The 15,644-nt window shown below is 65.7% G+C and carries 12 protein-coding genes; 5 read left to right on the top strand and 7 right to left on the bottom strand.

The features are described from left to right. Positions 1-88 precede the first annotated feature (88 nt). The gene (locus ACI6S0_RS13025) at positions 89-1,417 is read left to right on the top strand and encodes a cytochrome P450 (protein WP_214863035.1); all 1,329 of its coding nucleotides are present in this window, start codon (positions 89-91) and stop codon (positions 1,415-1,417) included. Positions 1,418-1,482: 65 nt separating this feature from the next. On the opposite strand, the gene ACI6S0_RS13020 is transcribed toward ACI6S0_RS13025, so the two are convergent. Both ACI6S0_RS13020 and ACI6S0_RS13015 read right to left on the bottom strand, forming a co-directional pair. Beyond that, the gene (locus tag ACI6S0_RS13020; RefSeq protein ID WP_004208138.1) at positions 1,483-2,853 is read right to left on the bottom strand and encodes a class II 3-deoxy-7-phosphoheptulonate synthase; all 1,371 of its coding nucleotides are present in this window, start codon (positions 2,851-2,853) and stop codon (positions 1,483-1,485) included. Between the two features lie 127 nt (positions 2,854-2,980). After that, the gene (locus tag ACI6S0_RS13015) at positions 2,981-3,346 is read right to left on the bottom strand and encodes a Rap1a/Tai family immunity protein (RefSeq protein WP_099231356.1); all 366 of its coding nucleotides are present in this window, start codon (positions 3,344-3,346) and stop codon (positions 2,981-2,983) included. Between the two features lie 153 nt (positions 3,347-3,499). Here ACI6S0_RS13015 and ACI6S0_RS13010 point away from each other — a divergent pair, with 153 nt between their 5' ends. After that, positions 3,500-4,513, top strand: a complete 1,014-nt coding sequence (locus ACI6S0_RS13010; RefSeq protein WP_125986264.1) for a 2-hydroxyacid dehydrogenase — start codon at positions 3,500-3,502, stop codon at positions 4,511-4,513. Here ACI6S0_RS13010 and ACI6S0_RS13005 read toward each other — a convergent pair. Both ACI6S0_RS13005 and cysS read right to left on the bottom strand, forming a co-directional pair. Further along, complete coding sequence (locus tag ACI6S0_RS13005; RefSeq protein WP_434403294.1) at positions 4,494-7,382, bottom strand: CHAT domain-containing protein; 2,889 nt, start codon at positions 7,380-7,382, stop codon at positions 4,494-4,496. The two genes, ACI6S0_RS13010 and ACI6S0_RS13005, sit on opposite strands and share 20 nt — an antisense overlap. A gap of 63 nt (positions 7,383-7,445) precedes the next feature. Beyond that, the gene (cysS, locus tag ACI6S0_RS13000) at positions 7,446-8,948 is read right to left on the bottom strand and encodes a cysteine--tRNA ligase (protein ID WP_434403293.1); all 1,503 of its coding nucleotides are present in this window, start codon (positions 8,946-8,948) and stop codon (positions 7,446-7,448) included. 97 nt (positions 8,949-9,045) lie between these two features. Here cysS and ACI6S0_RS12995 point away from each other — a divergent pair, with 97 nt between their 5' ends. From ACI6S0_RS12995 to ACI6S0_RS12985, 3 genes are all read left to right on the top strand, one after another. Then, on the top strand, positions 9,046-9,807 hold the full coding sequence (locus ACI6S0_RS12995) for a MerR family transcriptional regulator (RefSeq protein WP_434403292.1): 762 nt from the start codon (positions 9,046-9,048) through the stop codon (positions 9,805-9,807). Between the two features lie 251 nt (positions 9,808-10,058). Beyond that, positions 10,059-10,751 (top strand): Bax inhibitor-1/YccA family protein, encoded by a 693-nt coding sequence (locus ACI6S0_RS12990; RefSeq protein ID WP_159368029.1) that lies wholly within the window; start codon positions 10,059-10,061, stop codon positions 10,749-10,751. Positions 10,752-10,753: 2 nt separating this feature from the next. Continuing rightward, entirely contained in the window at positions 10,754-11,035 is a 282-nt protein-coding gene (locus tag ACI6S0_RS12985; protein ID WP_017503181.1) for a zf-TFIIB domain-containing protein, read from the top strand. A 33-nt stretch (positions 11,036-11,068) separates the two neighbouring features. Here the strand turns inward: ACI6S0_RS12985 and ACI6S0_RS12980 are convergent, their stop codons facing one another. The 3 genes from ACI6S0_RS12980 to ACI6S0_RS12970 form a co-directional block, all read right to left on the bottom strand. After that, positions 11,069-11,635 (bottom strand): SMI1/KNR4 family protein, encoded by a 567-nt coding sequence (locus ACI6S0_RS12980; RefSeq protein ID WP_434403290.1) that lies wholly within the window; start codon positions 11,633-11,635, stop codon positions 11,069-11,071. An 11-nt stretch (positions 11,636-11,646) separates the two neighbouring features. After that, the gene (gene polA / locus ACI6S0_RS12975; RefSeq protein ID WP_434403289.1) at positions 11,647-14,445 is read right to left on the bottom strand and encodes a DNA polymerase I; all 2,799 of its coding nucleotides are present in this window, start codon (positions 14,443-14,445) and stop codon (positions 11,647-11,649) included. Between the two features lie 61 nt (positions 14,446-14,506). Further along, positions 14,507-15,598: an FUSC family protein gene (locus tag ACI6S0_RS12970; RefSeq protein WP_099231349.1), complete on the bottom strand. Its 1,092-nt coding sequence runs from the start codon at positions 15,596-15,598 to the stop codon at positions 14,507-14,509. Between the last annotated feature and the right edge of the window lie 46 nt (positions 15,599-15,644).

Raw genomic sequence — 15,644 nt, 5'->3', positions numbered from 1 at the left:
CCCTGCGATTTGCTTTACCATTTTGCCGTCGTTGACAGCGGCAGGGTGGATGATATGATCCAATGTATATCATAAATGGGTGAGGATCATGCGCGATTACGCCACGGCGGACTTCTACAAGGATGTGGATCTGGTTGATGATCCCCATGCCTATTTCGACTTTCTGCGCGCCCAGGGGCCGGTGACGCGGCTGCCCCATCGCAATGTGGTGGCGGTGACGGGCTATGAGGAAACGGTGCAGGTGATGCTCGACACCGAGCATTTTTCCAGCATCAACGCCGTGACCGGGCCGATGACGGACTTGCCCTTCACGCCGCAGGGCGACGACATCGCGGCGGAACTGGAGGCCGCCCGGCCCAAGATCGCCTTCGCCGACCAGATCGTGACGGAAAGCGGCACCCGCCATGCCAAGTTGCGATCGGTGATCGGCAGCCTGTTCACCCCCAGCCGGTTGAAGGCGCTGGAGCCATCCCTCTATGCGACCGCCGACAGCCTGATCGACGAGTTTGCCGCCGACGGTAAGGTCGATCTGGTGCGCCAATATGGCGGCCCCTATGCGACGCTGGTGATCGCCGATCTGCTGGGCATCCCGGCCAAGGGGCGCGCGGCCTTCCGCGTCCTGCTGGAAGGGGCGGTGCCGGCCCAGATCGACGGATCGCCCGAGGATCTGAAGCACAATCCGCTGGTCGGCCTTGGCAAGCATATGTTCCGCTACATCGCCTGGCGCCGCTTCCTGAACCATCCGGCGGTGCTGCCGGTACGCCGGCTGCTGGGCGCGGACACGGAGAAGAAGGACATATTGACGACGCTGGCGCTGGCGAAGTTCCCTGATGGGACGAGCCCGACCCTGGTCGACCTGACGGCGATGGCGGCCTTCCTGTTCGGCGCGGGGCAGGACACGACCAACCGGCTGCTGGCCAACGCCTTCCGCATCATCGCGATCCGGCCGGATATCCAGGCGCAGTTGCGCGCCGACCCCAAGCGCATCCCCAATTTCCTGGAGGAAGTGCTGCGCTATGACGGGTCGGTGAAGAGTGGCGGGCGCATCTGCACGCGGACGACGGAACTGGGCGGGGTCGAGATCAAGGCGGGGACGACGATCCTGATGTCGCACATGGCCGCCAATCGCGATCCGCGCCGCTTCGACAATCCGGCGCAGTTCGACATGGATCGGCCGCGCGCCAAGGAGCATCTGGCGTTCGGCCGGGGCGCCCATACCTGCATCGGCGCGCCGCTCGCCCGGCGCGAGGTAGCGGTCAGCATCGAACGGCTATTGGCACGGATGGGCAATATCCGCCTGTCGCCGGCTCATCATGGGGCGGGTGAGGCGCTGCGCTTCGATTATGAGCCCACCTATATATTGCGGGCGCTGCGGCACCTGCATCTGGAGTTCGACCCGATCGCAGATCCCGGCTGAACAGGGGGCAGAAGCCGGCTGGGCCGGCCCCTCCTTGCGATTCGGAGGGGCCGGTTCCTTTTTCGTCAGGCCGCGGCGCGGCGTTCCTTCAGTTCCTCGTTCAGCATTTCTGCCAACAGGAAAGCCAGTTCCAGGCTCTGCGCCGCGTTGAGGCGCGGATCGCAATGGGTGTGATAGCGATCGGCCAGACCTTCGTCGGTGATCGCGATCGCACCGCCGGTGCATTCGGTGACATTCTGACCGGTCATTTCGGCATGGATGCCGCCACCGAACGTCCCTTCGGCGCGATGCACGGCAAAGAAGCCGCGCACTTCGGCCAGGATGCGGTCGAACGGCCGCGTCTTGTAGCCATTGGCCGCCTTGATGACATTGCCGTGCATCGGGTCGCAGGACCAGACCACCGAATGCCCCTCGCGCTTCACCGCCCGCACCAGCTTGGGCAGGCCGGCCTCGATCTTGTCATGGCCATAGCGGGTGATGAGCGTGATGCGACCGGCTTCCCGCTTCGGGTTCAACAGGTCGAGCAGGCGCAGCAATTCGTCCGGCTCCAGGGTCGGGCCGCACTTCATGCCGATGGGATTGCCGATGCCGCGCAGATATTCGACATGCGACGACCCTTCGAAGCGGGTGCGGTCGCCGATCCACAACATGTGCGCCGAGGTGTCATACCAGTCGCCGGTCAGGCTGTCCTGACGGGTCAGCGCCTGTTCGAACGGCAGCAGCAGTGCCTCATGGCTGGTGTAGAAGCTGGTGCCGCCAAGCTGCGGCACGCTGTCCGCGTCCAGACCACAGGCGCGCATGAAGTCGAGCGCCTGGCCGATCTGGTCGGCCATCGCCTCGAACTTCGCGGCCCAGGGGCTGCGACCCATGAAATCGAGCATCCAGCCATGCACCCGGTCGAGGCTGGCATAGCCGCCGGTCGAGAAGGCACGCACCAGGTTCAGCGTCGCCGCCGACTGGTTATAGGCGCGGATCATCCGCTGCGGATCGGGCTCGCGCGCTTCGGGCGTGAAGGCGATGTCGTTGACATTGTCGCCGCGATAGCTGGGCAGTTCCACGCCGCCGATCGTCTCGGTATCGGCCGAGCGGGGCTTTGCGAACTGGCCCGCCATGCGGCCGACCTTCACCACCGGCAGCTTCGAGGCGAAGGTCAGGACGACCGCCATCTGCAGCAGCACGCGGAACGTGTCGCGGATATTGTTCGGATGGAACTCGGCAAAGCTCTCGGCGCAGTCGCCGCCCTGCAGCAGGAAGGCTTCGCCGTTCGCGACGCGGCCAAGATCGGCCTTCAGATTCCGTGCCTCGCCCGCAAAGACGAGGGGCGGAAACTGGCCAAGCTGGGCCTCTACCGAGGCAAGCGCCTCCTGGTCCCGATAAAAGGGCATCTGGATGCCCTTATGCTCCCGCCAGCTTTCCGGCGTCCACTTCGCCGCCACGTCGAGTCTCCTTCACGTCAAAAAAATAGGGGCCGCATCTACGCGCAACCGCCCGGCAGGGCAAGTTTATAGCGGTTGCAGCGCCTCTTTGCGCAAGGATACTATCGATCAGACTGATCGAGCGGCTTTATTTCTGGCAGGGATAGCGATCGTTGAGGGCGATGCTGACCAGCGCCGACGCCGCAGCACCACGCTGATCGGGGTAGCGCTCCAGATAGGCGACGACGGTGTTTTTCACATCCTCGGCCGCCATCCGCTTGGGCCAGCAGACGGTGCGGGCGCGGCCCAGGAACATCTCCTTGCGGATGCCGTCGGTCGCTCCGGCGATATATGCGGTGCAGGCCAGCTTATATTCCGGCGCCTTGTTGCGGCATTTGGCGAGCAGGCTGGAGCCGGTCTCGAACATGTAGATGCCGCCTTCGTCCGATGCGGGCGGTGGCGGCGGAACCTTGCTGGATGATGCGGCGGCGATCGCCAGCAGAAGCGCAAACATGGGGGCGGGGCACTCATATCGGATCGTTGAGGATGCGACGCAAAGTGCCGTCTTTGGGATAGCCTGTCCAACCGGACTGGCCGACATGTAAAACGGACTGGCTCAGTATATGCCGCGGCTTGACGATGGCGGGCGGGCGGGCACTATGGCGCCATGCGCATCGCGATCTTCGGCACCAAGGGCTATGACCGGCATTTCCTGTCGGCCGCCAATCAGGGACATGAATTGCATTTCCTGGAACCCCGTCTGGACGCGGACACCGCGAGCCTGGGCGAAGGGTTCGAGGCGGTTTGCGTGTTCGTCAACGACCGGCTGGACGCAGCCGTGCTGGCCAAGCTGGCGGCCGGTGGCACGCGGCTGATCGCGCTGCGCTGTGCCGGCTATAATAATGTCGATCTGGTCGCGGCGGCGGACCTGGGGCTGACGGTGGTGCGGGTGCCGGCCTATTCGCCCCATGCGGTTGCGGAATTCACCGTCGCGTTGCTGATGGCGCTCGACCGGCGCATCCATCGCGCCTGGGCGCGGGTGCGGGAAAATAATTTCGCGCTCGACGGGCTGATCGGCCGCAACCTCCATGGCCGGGTGGCGGGCGTGATCGGCACCGGGCGGATCGGCGCGCTGGTCGCCCGCACGCTGAAGCTGGGCTTTGGCTGCGAGGTGCTGGCGAGCGATGTGGCGGAAGATCCCGAGCTGCTGGCGATGGGCGTGCGCTACGTGCCGCCACGTGACCTGCTGGAACAGGTCGACATCGTCTCGCTCCATTGCCCGCTGACCCCGGATACGCGCCATATCATCAATGCCGACGCGATCGGCCGGGCGCGCGATGGACTGGTGATCGTCAATACCAGCCGCGGCGCGCTGATCGATACGCAGGCGCTGGTGGCGGGGCTCAAGTCGCGCAAGATCGGCGGCGTCGCGCTCGACGTCTATGAGCAGGAGGCGGACCTGTTCTTCGAGGATCTGTCCAACGAGATCATCGAGGATGATCTGTTCCAGCGGCTGCTGACCTTCCCCAACGTGCTGGTCACCGGGCATCAGGCATTCCTGACCGAAGAGGCGCTGGCCAGCATCGCCGAGACGACGATGGCCAATATCAGCGATTTCGCCGCCGGTCGTCCGCTCGCCAACCGGGTCGATCCGCAAGCGGCTATTGCCCCACGAGGATGAAGGGCGCCCAGACATAGGGCTGCACCGCGTCCGGCTTGCCGGACCGGATCAGCTTCAGCATCGCCCGTTGCAGCGCCACCCCGCGATAGGTGCCGCGCCGGTTGGCCTTGACCGTCTCGACCGTGATGAAGGTGCCGGCATCGTCCCGCACCGGCCAGTGCGACACCAGCAGGGCGCCGGCACCAGCATAACGGAATGCCTGGGCCAAGCCGGAATAGGTCGGCGCCTGGGCGCTGCTGCCGGCGGCGGTGTTGCAGGCGGACAGGATCACCCAGTCGGCGCCGATCCGCATCTGCGCCACTTCCGATGCCGTCAGTATCCCGTCATTGCCGGAATCCGTATCGGGGGGCGACAGCAGCAGGGCCGGTTCGTCCAGTCCCTCCATCTGGCCGCCGACCAGCCCATGGGTGGCGAACAGCATGACCGAATAGGGGCGCAGGTCGCTGGTGCGCAGGATCGCCTCGCTGGCGTTCGCGCCGATCAGCAGCCGGGCATGATCGGGGCCGAAATAGCGCGCGACCGATCGCAATTCCTCGGCCGATCCGGGCAGGGGCGGCAATTGCGCCAGCGTGGCCGCGCCGCCGCCACGCTGCTTGAGGGCGATGGCCTGCGTCTCCTGCGAAAAGGGCAGGGGCGCGCCGATGCCCAGCATCCGGTCATCCTGCGCCGCCAGCTTTTGCGCCACGACCGGGCGGAAGCCGCTGTCGATCCGCAGCGCATAGCGCCGGATCAGCCAGGGCGTGTTGCGGTCGATATGCTGCACCGGCCTTTGCGGCAGCATGGCAAAGGGCAGGGCGGCGAAAGTGCCGGTCGGCACGACCCGCAGGCGCTGCGCCTTGCCCAGCGCGGCTTGGACATCGGGCGTGAAGATCTGGGTGTAGAGGATATGGGCGCCTTGCTGGTCGAAGCCGGTGGCGCTCAGCGATGCGCGCAATCGCGCGATCCGGCCGACCAGATCGGCGCGCGTCTCCTGCGCCCGGATGATGGCGGTCCGTTCGCGGCTGACGGCCAGGATATAGACGCCGTCAAAGGCCGGCGTCACCGCCAGCAGCGCCTCGTCCGCCGCCAGATTGGCTTGCAGCGATGTCAGGTCGGGCAGGGCGCCGCCGCGCGCCTCCAGCCATCGGGGAAAATCATGGGCGATGGCGGTGCGGTCGGCATCGACCTGCTTGGCGAGCGTAGCACGGCTGGCGCGTGCGGCGGCGACGCCTTCGTCGCGGGCGAGCGCCTGCAGCAACAGGCTGTCGGCGGACTGTAGCGCGCGGGTCCGGTCCTGCAGCGCGCGGACCCGGTTGCCCAGTGCGGGGTCGTCCACCATCCGCTGCGCGACCAGATGATTGGCCTGGACGATGCCCGACCCGGCGAGCAGGGCCATGGCGTCCATCGCCAGCCCGGCATCGCGCGCCTGTGTCGCGATCGCCAGCACGCTGTCCAGCGCGGCGCGCTGATCCTCGGTCAGGGCGCCGTCCTCCTGCAGACTGAGGCTGGTGCGCAGCAGCGCGATCAGCCGGCAGGCCGCATCGACGCTGTCGCCGCCATTGGCCCAGGCGGACAGCATGCCGGCATTGGCGATGGCGAAGCCGGGCAGATTGTCGAGTTGGCGGGTTTCCCGGTCGAAATCGGCGGCGGCAGCGCGCGCCTCGTCCATCCGGCCGGCCTGGATCAGCGCGGGGATCAAAAAGGGATAGACGCGCTGCCCCATGTCGCGATCCTCGGCGCTGCCGGTGCGGCCACGCGCCAGCGCGGTCTGTAGCCGGCTGATCGCTTCTTCCCTGCGTCCCTGGGCGAAAGCGGCGACGCCGGCAAAGGCCAGCGCGCGTGCGGACTGCGGACTGGTGTCACCTTCGATGTCACGAAAGCCGCGCTCGGCCTCCAGGAACAGCGGTTCGGCCTCGTCATAGCGTTCCAGCGGCAGCAGCAGATTGCCGAGATTTTGCAGCGCGAAGTCAAAGGCCAGGCTCTTCGTGCCGCTGGTCTCGCGCTTGATCGCGATCGATCGTTCCAGATAGGCGAGGCTTTCGTTGCGCCGCCCGGTGCGTGAGAGCAGCAGGCCCAGCGCTTCGAGCGCGCGGGCATAATTGGGATGCTTGCGATCGACATGGTCGGTCGCGGTATCCACCGCCAGACGGGCATAGATTTCCGCCTCGGCATCGCGATCCGCGCGCGAGAGCATCTGCGCATACATATAATAGGCGCCGACCGCGTCCGCGCTGTTCTGGCCGCTGGCGGCGACCCGCGCCTCCATGCTGCGGCGCTGCGCTTCGACCGCCTCGCTGTTGCGGCCGAGGCGGGACAGTGCCTGGGCATGGGCGAAGGCGATGTTGGACTTCAGCATCATCGCCGATTCATCCAGCGCCTTGGGATCGGTGCGGGCGAAATAGCCGTCGATATAGCGGCTCGCTTCGGCCAGCGTCTCGACCCCGGCGCCGATCTGGTTCAGCGTGACCTGGACATAGCCTTTGATCGACAGGCCCTGCATCCAGTAGATCGGATAGGCGTCGCGGAAGGGCGACAGCAGGGCAAGGCCGCGGTCCGCATGAGCGAGCGCGTCGGGGTTGCGACCGTCGATCTGGTCCATCGACGACAGGTTGATGAGCGCGACCCCCGCCAGCGGATGGGCCTGGCCCTGCACCTTGTTGTGGGATGCCGCCGTTTCGAGCGCTGTCCAGGCATCGCGCGTCTTCTGCGACATGGACAGGGCATAATCGTCGCTCTCGAACAGCGCATCGGCCTTGTCCTCCAGCGCGTAGAGCCGGGCATAGCGCGGATCATCGGTGCGGAAGGCGGGCTGCGGGGCGGCGGCAGCGGGCAGCAACGCGGGGCCGGCCAAGGCCAGCAGCAACGCGCCCGCGCGCGTGGAAAACAGCATGATGCGCCCCACTTTTCTCGACCCGATATCGTCTTGGGTCGAACCCAGGACGGCGTCAAGCCATCAGGCCAGTGTCAGGCGCCAGTCCCAGCGCAGCGGATCGCCGTCCATCACCTCCACCCCGCGCGCGATCAGCGCGTCGCGTATCTCGTCCGACAGGGCGAAATCCTTTTCGGCGCGAGCGGCGGTGCGGCGTTCCAGTTCGGCCTCGATCTCCTCGGGCGTGATCTGCGCATCCTTGGGCTGCACCCGCAACTCGGCGCGGGTGAGGTCCAGCAGGCGCAGGCCCAGCGCCTGGTCGAAGGCGGCGATCAGGCACAGCTTCTCGTCGACCGGCACCTTCTTCATGGCGATCGCTTCCTCCAGCAGCGGCAAGGCGCGCGGCGTCATCAGGTCGTCGGCGATCGCGGCGTCGAACTGCTCCAGCAGCGGCACCAGCTTGGGGTGGAGATTGGCGCGCAGATAATCGAGCGTGACCGACTGCCAGGTGATGCCCTCGGCCCGGCTTTTCAGCCCCTCGACGCCCATGACCAGCCGCTTGAGGCGGGTCAGCGCGGCGGCCAGATTGTCGGCGCTGAACTCCAACTCGCTGCGATAATGGGCGCCCAGGCACAGCAGGCGATAGGCGATCGGATGCACGCCGGCGTCGACCAGGCTGAACAGGGTGGTGAAGCCGCCCTTCGACTTCGACATCTTCCCCTGCCGGTCGACCAGGAAATTATTGTGCATCCACCAGCGCGCGCCGGTGAAATCGGGCTGCGCATCGGTGCAGCCGCAATAGGCCTGGTTCTGGGCAATCTCGTTGGGATGATGGATCTCGCGATGGTCGATGCCGCCGGTATGGATGTCGAATGGCTGGCCCAGGCGCGCTTGCGACATGACCGAGCATTCCAGATGCCAGCCCGGCGCGCCCTTGCCCCAGGGGCTATCCCATTCCATCTGGCGCTGCTCGCCCGGTGGCGACTTGCGCCAGATCGCGAAGTCGCTCGGGTTGCGCTTGCCCACCACCGGATCGATGCGGGCATGGGCGGCATCGTCGCGACCGCCGGCCAGCGCACCATAATTGGGCACGGTCGAGCTGTCGAAATAGAGGCCGCTGTCCAGTTCGTAGCAATGCACGTCGGCGATCTTCTGCGCGAACGCGATCATCTGCGGCACATAGTCGGTCGCAACCGTCCATTCGCTGGGCGCCATGATGTTGAGGTCGGCGATATTGGCCTTGAAGGCTTCGGTGTAATGGGCCGCAATGTCCCAGATGCTCTTGGCGCTGGCGCGGGCGGCGGCCTCCATCTTGTCGTCGCCGGCGTCGGCATCCGACGTCAGATGGCCGACATCGGTGATGTTGATGATCTGGGTGACGTCCAGCCCCTTCCACAGCAGGGTCCGGCGCAGCGTGTCGACGAACACATAGGCGCGCAGATTGCCGATATGGGCATAATTATAGACGGTCGGGCCGCAGCTATAGACGCGCGCATGGTTGGGCTCGATCGGCGCGAACGGCTCGATCGACCGGGTCAGGCTGTTGAACAGGCGCAGGGGCGCGTCGCTATGCTGGTCTTGGCTCATGGCGCCAGCCATGTCGCGAGACGGCGCGATCGTCAACGGGGCGGGCACCGCAAAAAAGCGCTTGAACTTGACCTTGGGTCAAGCGGTAGCAAGGGGCATGACCGAGATTCTGGATATTGCCGCCGTCGCCCGCGCCACCGGCCTCACCAGCCGGGCGCTGCGTTTCTATGAGGCGCGCGGGCTGATCGCGCCGCTGCGCACCGCGTCGGGGCGGCGCCTGTTCGGCCCGGCCGAGTTGGCGCGGCTGCACGAATTGCTGGCGCTCAAGCGCGCAGGGCTGAGCCTCGCCCAGATCAAGACATTATTCGAAGGCCGGCCAATCGACCTTGGCGCGCTGCTGCGCGCGCAGGTCGCGGCGATCGACGCGCAGGCGCAGGAACTGGCGCAGGCGCGCAGCCATCTGGAAATCGCCTTGTCCCGCATCGACCGTGGCGAGCCGCTCGATGCCGCGACCCTTTGCTCGCTGATCCGCAGTGGAGAAAGCATGACCATGCAAGAAGAATGGAAGGCGGTCAGTGGCCGCTATATCAGCGCCCAGGCCGAGGCCGATTTTGCCGAGACGATGCCCAGGATGCCGGGCAATTTCGATCAGGCGGCCTATAGCGCGCAATGGGCGGACCTCACCGCCCGGATCGAGGCGGCGCTGCCACTCGACCCGGCCAGCGCCGCAGCCGGGGCCTTTTATGACGAATGGCAGGCGCTGCTCGCGCCCTTCACCGCCATCGCCACGCCGGCGATGATGGAGGGGGTGACGCGCATGTACGATCATGTCGACGAGTGGAAGGACGAGCGGCAGCCGCCCTTCGCCTCGGAAGTGTGGGACTTCATCCGCAGCGTCGGCGCGGCGCGACGAATGTAATAAATTGTTGCTCGGGCGGTGGCGCCTTGCGCGATCGTCCGGGCCACCCGATATTGCTGGAGCGGACCGGGCCCCTCTGGCGACATGGATCTCTTCCCCCTTGATCCAGGTCGCGATGTCGGACCGCATCGGGTGCGCCCGGTGCAGGTTTTGTGGCAATTCCCCCCTCTTTTTGCCGCAGGAGACCGCACCGGGCTCACTCGAACCACATTTATGATGGAGTGAGTGAAGCCGTGAACAATCCCGTACGCATGCCGGGCTATGGTGCCAGCCAGACGGCGCAGACCGATGCTGGCCTGCGCGCGCACATGCTCGGCGTTTTCCGCAACATGGGCATCGGTCTGGTCATCACCGGCCTGGTCGCCGCCCTGGTCGGCAATACCCCGGTGCTGGCCGCTGCCATCTTCGGCACGCCGCTGAAGTGGGTCGCGATCTTCGCGCCGCTGGCCTTTGTCTTCTTCTTCAGCTTCCGCATCGACAAGATGACGACCGCTGGCGCACGCACCGCCTTCTACGCCTTCGCGGCGGTGATGGGCGTGTCGCTGGGCAGCGTCTTCCTGGTCTTCACCGGCGGCAGCATCGCCCAGGCCTTCTTCTCGGCAGCGGTGATGTTCCTCGCCATGGCGCTCTGGGGCTATACCACCCAGCGTGACCTGACCAAGATGGGCAGCTTCCTGATGATGGGCCTGATCGGCATCGTTGTCGCCAGCCTGATCAACATCTTCATCGGCTCGTCGGCCATGGGACTAGTGATCTCGATCATCGGCGTGGTGGTCTTCACCGGCCTCACCGCCTGGGACGTGCAGCGCATCAAGTCGGAATATTTCTATTATGCCGGCCATGAGGTGGCGCAGAAGATGCAGGTGATGGGCGCGCTGTCGCTCTACCTCAACTTCGTCAACCTGTTCCAGATGCTGCTGAGCCTGACCGGCGAGCGCGAATAAGCATGCGGGACCAGGCCACCGTGTCGGCCATGCTCTGCCCGGTCTGCCATGTGGGGCTCCACATGAGCGACCGGCAGGGGGTGGAGATCGACTATTGCCCGCAATGTCGCGGCGTCTGGCTGGACCGGGGCGAACTCGACAAGATCATCGAGCGCTCGGTTCAGCCAGCCCCGGCGCCCGCCGCGCCGCAGATGAGCTACCGCCCGGACCGCGAATATCGCGACGATGGGCGCGGCTATCCCAAGAAACGCAGGAAGAGCTTTCTGGAAGAGCTGTTCGATTGAGAAAAAGGCCGGTCCCGATGGGGCCGGCCTTTTTCAATTGTGGCTTGTATGGATAGTGATCGAATCTGCGAGTTCGAGCGCGACAAATTGGCGGAAATCATCCGCGACAAAGCAATCCGGCGATCCACCAATAAGTGCGATCTTGCCCCGGTTTTCTCCTTCGGAGCAGCAAATCGCCCATGCGTAACACCAGATCAAAAAATCCGAGAATATCAGATATTTGTCTGATTCTTCCTCTATCAGAGGATTGATATCGCCCGGCGATGTCGGGCATTCGTCCGGGATATTCTTGATGTTCTTGATCGACCACCATGTGACCCCGATATCATCCATGAAGTCTTCATTCGGCGCGACATCGCCAAGATAGTCACGGAAATCCTCGGGTATGCGGATGCCATACCGCTCTTCAAGCGCCTCTATTTGGCTCCAGGCGTCCGATGGCGGCGGCTCATAAAACTCGCCGCCGGCCCACGCGGTGCGAAGCCATTGTTTTGGCGTGGCGCCATCTTGCAGATAAGAAGCGGTACGTGCTTGCGCTGCCGCTTCTTCTGCCTTTGCGTTGCGCGGCAGCCGTAATTTGGATTTGAGCCAGCGCCACATGGCATCAACCTTTAGTGCGCCGCGCCCCAGCTTGGGCCGGTGCCGATTTCCACGCCCAGCGGCACGGACAGGCTGACCATTGGTTCGGCGGCGCTTTCCATGACCTGGCGGATCACCTTGCTGGCGGCTTCGACATCGGCTTCGGGCAGTTCGAACACCAGTTCGTCATGCACCTGCAGCAGCATGCGCACGCGGGGCAGGCCGGCGGCTTCGAGTGACGGGCCCATACGCGCCATCGCCCGCTTGATGATGTCGGCGCTGGTGCCCTGGATCGGCGCGTTGATCGCGGCGCGCTCGGCGCCCTGCCGTTCGTGCTGGACCGCGGCCTTGATGCGCGGGAACCAGGTCTTGCGACCGAACAGGGTTTCGGTGAAGCCGTTGGCGCGCGCTTTCTCCAGCGTCTCGTTGATATAGACGCTGATGCCGGGGAAGCGCTCATAATAGCGGCTGATCATGTCCTGCGCCTCGTCGGCGCTGATTTCCAGCCGGCCGGCCAGGCCCCAGCGCGAAATGCCGTAGAGGATCGCGAAGTTGATCGTCTTGGCGCGGCCGCGCGTGTCGCGATTGACCTCGCCAAACAATTCCATGGCCGTACGGTTATGAATATCCTCGCCCTGCTCGAACGCATCCTTGAGCGCGGGCACGTCGGCCATGTGTGCGGCCAGGCGCAGCTCGATCTGGCTATAGTCCGCCGCCAGGATGACATTGCCGGGTTCGGCGACGAAGGCATGGCGGATCTGCCGGCCGATCTCGGTGCGGATCGGGATATTCTGCAGGTTGGGATCGGTCGAGGACAGGCGGCCGGTCTGGGCGCCGGTCAGCGAGTAGCTGGTATGGACCCGGCCGGTGTCGCGGTTGATCTGCTGCTGCAGCGCGTCGGTATAGGTCGACTTGAGCTTGGAAAGCTGGCGCCATTCCAGCACCAGTCCGCAAATGGCCGAGCCTTCGGCCTTGAGCTTCTCCAGCACGGTGACGTCGGTGGAATAGGTGCCGCTCTTGCCCTTCTTACCGCCTTTGAGGCCCATCTCGTCGAACAGCACGACGCCCAGCTGCTGCGGCGATCCGATGGTGAAGGGGTGGCCGGCGAGTTCGTGGATTTCGGCTTCCAGGCCGGCGATCGACTGCGAGAAGCTGCCCGAGAGACGGGACAGGGCTTCGCGGTCGACCTTGATCCCCTGCCGCTCCATGCCGGCCACCACCGGGATCAGCGGCCGATCGACCAGCTGATAGACCCGCGTTGCGCCCTCGGCCGGCAGGCGGCCCGACAGCTTGTGCCACAGGCGCCAGGTGACTTCGGCATCCTCGGCGGCGTAGGCGGTGGCCTTGTCGAGCGGCACATGGGCGAAGCTGATCGCCTTCTTGCCGGTGCCGGTCACGTCCTTGAAGCTGATGCATGTATGATTGAGGTGGACGCTCGCCGCCTCGTCCATGCCATGGCCGCCCAGCGACTTGCCGGCGTCGAGGTCGAAGCTCATCACCATCGAATCGTCGATCGGCGTCACCTCCAGCCCGACGCGGGCGAGGACGTTGAGGTCATATTTGATATTATGGCCGACCTTGAGCACCGCATCGTCGGCAAGCAGGGGCTTGAGCAACCGGATGGCGTCGTCGAGCGGGATCTGCTGCGGCACTTCGCCGAACATGTCGTCCGCGGAGCGATGGGCGAGCGGGATGTAGCAGGCGCGGCCGGGGCCAGTGGCCAGGCTGATGCCGACCAGGCCCGATTCCATGCTGTCGAGCGCATCGGTCTCTGTATCGACCGCGACCACGCCCAGCGCGCGGGCTTCGTCGATCCAGACTTGCAGCGCCTCGACCGTGGTGACGGTTTCATAGAGGGCGCAGTCGATCGGCGGATGCTCGACCTCGATTACCGGGGGCGGCGGTGGCGCGTCGGCGCCGTTGGTCGCAGCGGCAGCACTGGCCACGGCAACCGCAGCGGCCGGCGCGCCCAGGCGGTTGAGCAGGGTCTTGAAGCCATGATGCGACAGGAAGGCCTGCAACGGCTCCTTGGGAATGCCCTTCAAGGTCAGGTCGTCCAGCGGCTCGGGCAGGTCCATGCTGTCATGCAGCGCGACCAGCCGGCGCGACAGCCGCGCCATGTCGGCATGGGCGATCAGATTTTCCTGCATCTTCGACTTCTTCATCGCAGGGGCCGCGTCCAGCGCCGCTTCCAGCGTGCCATATTCGGTGATCAGCTTGGCCGCGGTCTTGGGGCCGATGCCCGGCACGCCCGGCACATTGTCGACGCTGTCGCCCATCAGCGCCAGCACGTCGCCCAACTGCTCGGGCAGGACGCCGAACTTACCCATGACATAGTCGGCGCCGCGCCGCTCATTCTTCATCGTGTCGTACATGTCGACGCCGGGCTGGATCAGCTGCATCAGATCCTTGTCGGAACTGACGATGGTGACATGCCAGCCGGCGCGCACGGCGGCCTGGGTGTAGCTGGCGATGATGTCGTCCGCCTCGAACCCGGCTTCTTCGATGCAGGGGAGCGAGAAGGCGCGGGTGGCATCGCGGATCATCGGGAACTGGGGCACCAGATCCTCGGGCGCGGGCGGCCGGTTCGCCTTATACTGGTCGTACATGTCGTTGCGGAAGGTGTGGCTGCCCTTGTCCAGCACGACCGCCAGATGGGTCGGCCCTTCGGCCTTGCCCAGCTCCTCGGCCAGCTTCCACAGCATGGTGGTATAGCCATAGACCGCGCCGACCGGCTGGCCATGCTGGTTGGTGAGCGGCGGAAGCTGGTGATAGGCGCGGAAGATATAGCCGCTGCCATCGACCAGATAGAGATGATTCTGCTGAGACATGGGGCAGGGGATAGCGGGGATTGGCGCGCCGCTCCAGTGCCCGACGCTCCTGTATCCGCACTTACACGCCGCCGCTCTCGCCGCTGGCCGGGGCGGTCACTTCGTCGGCGCGCCGGCGGCTCAGCAGATGGCCGACCAGCAGCACTGGCATCAGCACGGCCATGCCGATGAAGATCGCCATCAGCCGCTCGACGCCCGGTTCCAGCACCAGCTGGTCATACCGGTCGGGCACCAGCATCACCAGCACGGCCAGGGTGAACTGGGTGCCGACATAGCGATGGGTCGGATCGCCATTTTCCAGATGCCGGCCCAGCATCACGCCGATCGCGGTGGCGCCGAGCAGCAGCGCCATATTGTCGGCACCCGCGACCAGGAAGAAGGCCGCGAACAGGGCGCCGCCGATGCAGCCGATCATGCGTTGCAATATGCGCTGGCTGACCGGGGCGAGGCCGCTCGACCCGATGCCGGTGACCGGCAGCAGCATCACCGCCATGATCATGATCGCGCCCTGCGCCAGCGCGGGTACGGGAATCCAGGCATTGAGCGCCACCAGCAGCGCCAGCGCCACGCCGGCCTGCAGCGCGTGGCGCAGTGAATCCCCGTGCCAGCCCGCGCCGGTCGCGGCGGGCGTGCGCTTGGCCGGCCAGCGGCGGCGCAGGGTCAGGGTGGAGGCGAGGCTGACGATCAGGCTGGCGGCGATACCGGCGAGCGTTTCGAGCACGCGGGTCTGGACGAATTCGGGCAGGGCGATCGCAGGATGCTCGATCTTGTCGAGCACGACCATCGCATAGGTCAGTCCGAAGAAGAGCCAGGCATAGGAGCGGCGCGAGGTGATCGCGGCATAGAGGCTGATCGTGCCCATCAGCGCCAGCGCCGCGGCGGCGGCGGGCCGGTAGCCGACGATGAAGGGCGCGCTGCCCAGCGCGATCAGGCCGCCCGCGACCGTGCCGACAATCCGCAGCACGCCGCGCGCCAGCGTCTCGGCGGCATGGCCACGCATCACCATATAGCCGGCAAAGGCGGCCCAGGAGACATGGGTGGCGCCGAGCAAATGGGCGAGCAGGATCGCGCCCAGCACCGACAGCGCACATTCCAGTTCATCGATGGTGCGCGGCGTCACCCGGTCGAGCAGCGAGGAAAAGGGGCGCGGCATAGGAACTTAGTGCCGCAGCGGGACAGCAAAGGCCAGTGCGGGATAT

This window comes from Sphingobium sp. DN12 (genome assembly GCF_051058005.1).
Lineage (GTDB): Bacteria > Pseudomonadota > Alphaproteobacteria > Sphingomonadales > Sphingomonadaceae > Sphingobium > Sphingobium yanoikuyae.
The sequence above is the reverse complement of the archived record's forward strand: the minus strand, read 5'-3'. Positions and strand labels throughout refer to the sequence as shown.

Bases quoted from the DNA above. Each gene is read 5' to 3' on its own strand.
- ACI6S0_RS13010 (WP_125986264.1), top strand. From the start codon at position 3,500: ATGCGCATCGCGATCTTCGGCACCAAGGGCTATGACCGGCATTTCCTG.
- ACI6S0_RS13015 (WP_099231356.1), bottom strand. From the start codon at position 3,346: ATGTTTGCGCTTCTGCTGGCGATCGCCGCCGCATCATCCAGCAAGGTT.
- polA (WP_434403289.1), bottom strand. From the start codon at position 14,445: ATGTCTCAGCAGAATCATCTCTATCTGGTCGATGGCAGCGGCTATATC.
- ACI6S0_RS13025 (WP_214863035.1), top strand. From the start codon at position 89: ATGCGCGATTACGCCACGGCGGACTTCTACAAGGATGTGGATCTGGTT.
- ACI6S0_RS13005 (WP_434403294.1), bottom strand. From the start codon at position 7,382: ATGCTGTTTTCCACGCGCGCGGGCGCGTTGCTGCTGGCCTTGGCCGGC.
- ACI6S0_RS12980 (WP_434403290.1), bottom strand. From the start codon at position 11,635: ATGTGGCGCTGGCTCAAATCCAAATTACGGCTGCCGCGCAACGCAAAG.
- cysS (WP_434403293.1), bottom strand. From the start codon at position 8,948: ATGAGCCAAGACCAGCATAGCGACGCGCCCCTGCGCCTGTTCAACAGC.
- ACI6S0_RS12995 (WP_434403292.1), top strand. From the start codon at position 9,046: ATGACCGAGATTCTGGATATTGCCGCCGTCGCCCGCGCCACCGGCCTC.
- ACI6S0_RS12970 (WP_099231349.1), bottom strand. From the start codon at position 15,598: ATGCCGCGCCCCTTTTCCTCGCTGCTCGACCGGGTGACGCCGCGCACC.
- ACI6S0_RS12985 (WP_017503181.1), top strand. From the start codon at position 10,754: ATGCGGGACCAGGCCACCGTGTCGGCCATGCTCTGCCCGGTCTGCCAT.
- ACI6S0_RS12990 (WP_159368029.1), top strand. From the start codon at position 10,059: ATGCCGGGCTATGGTGCCAGCCAGACGGCGCAGACCGATGCTGGCCTG.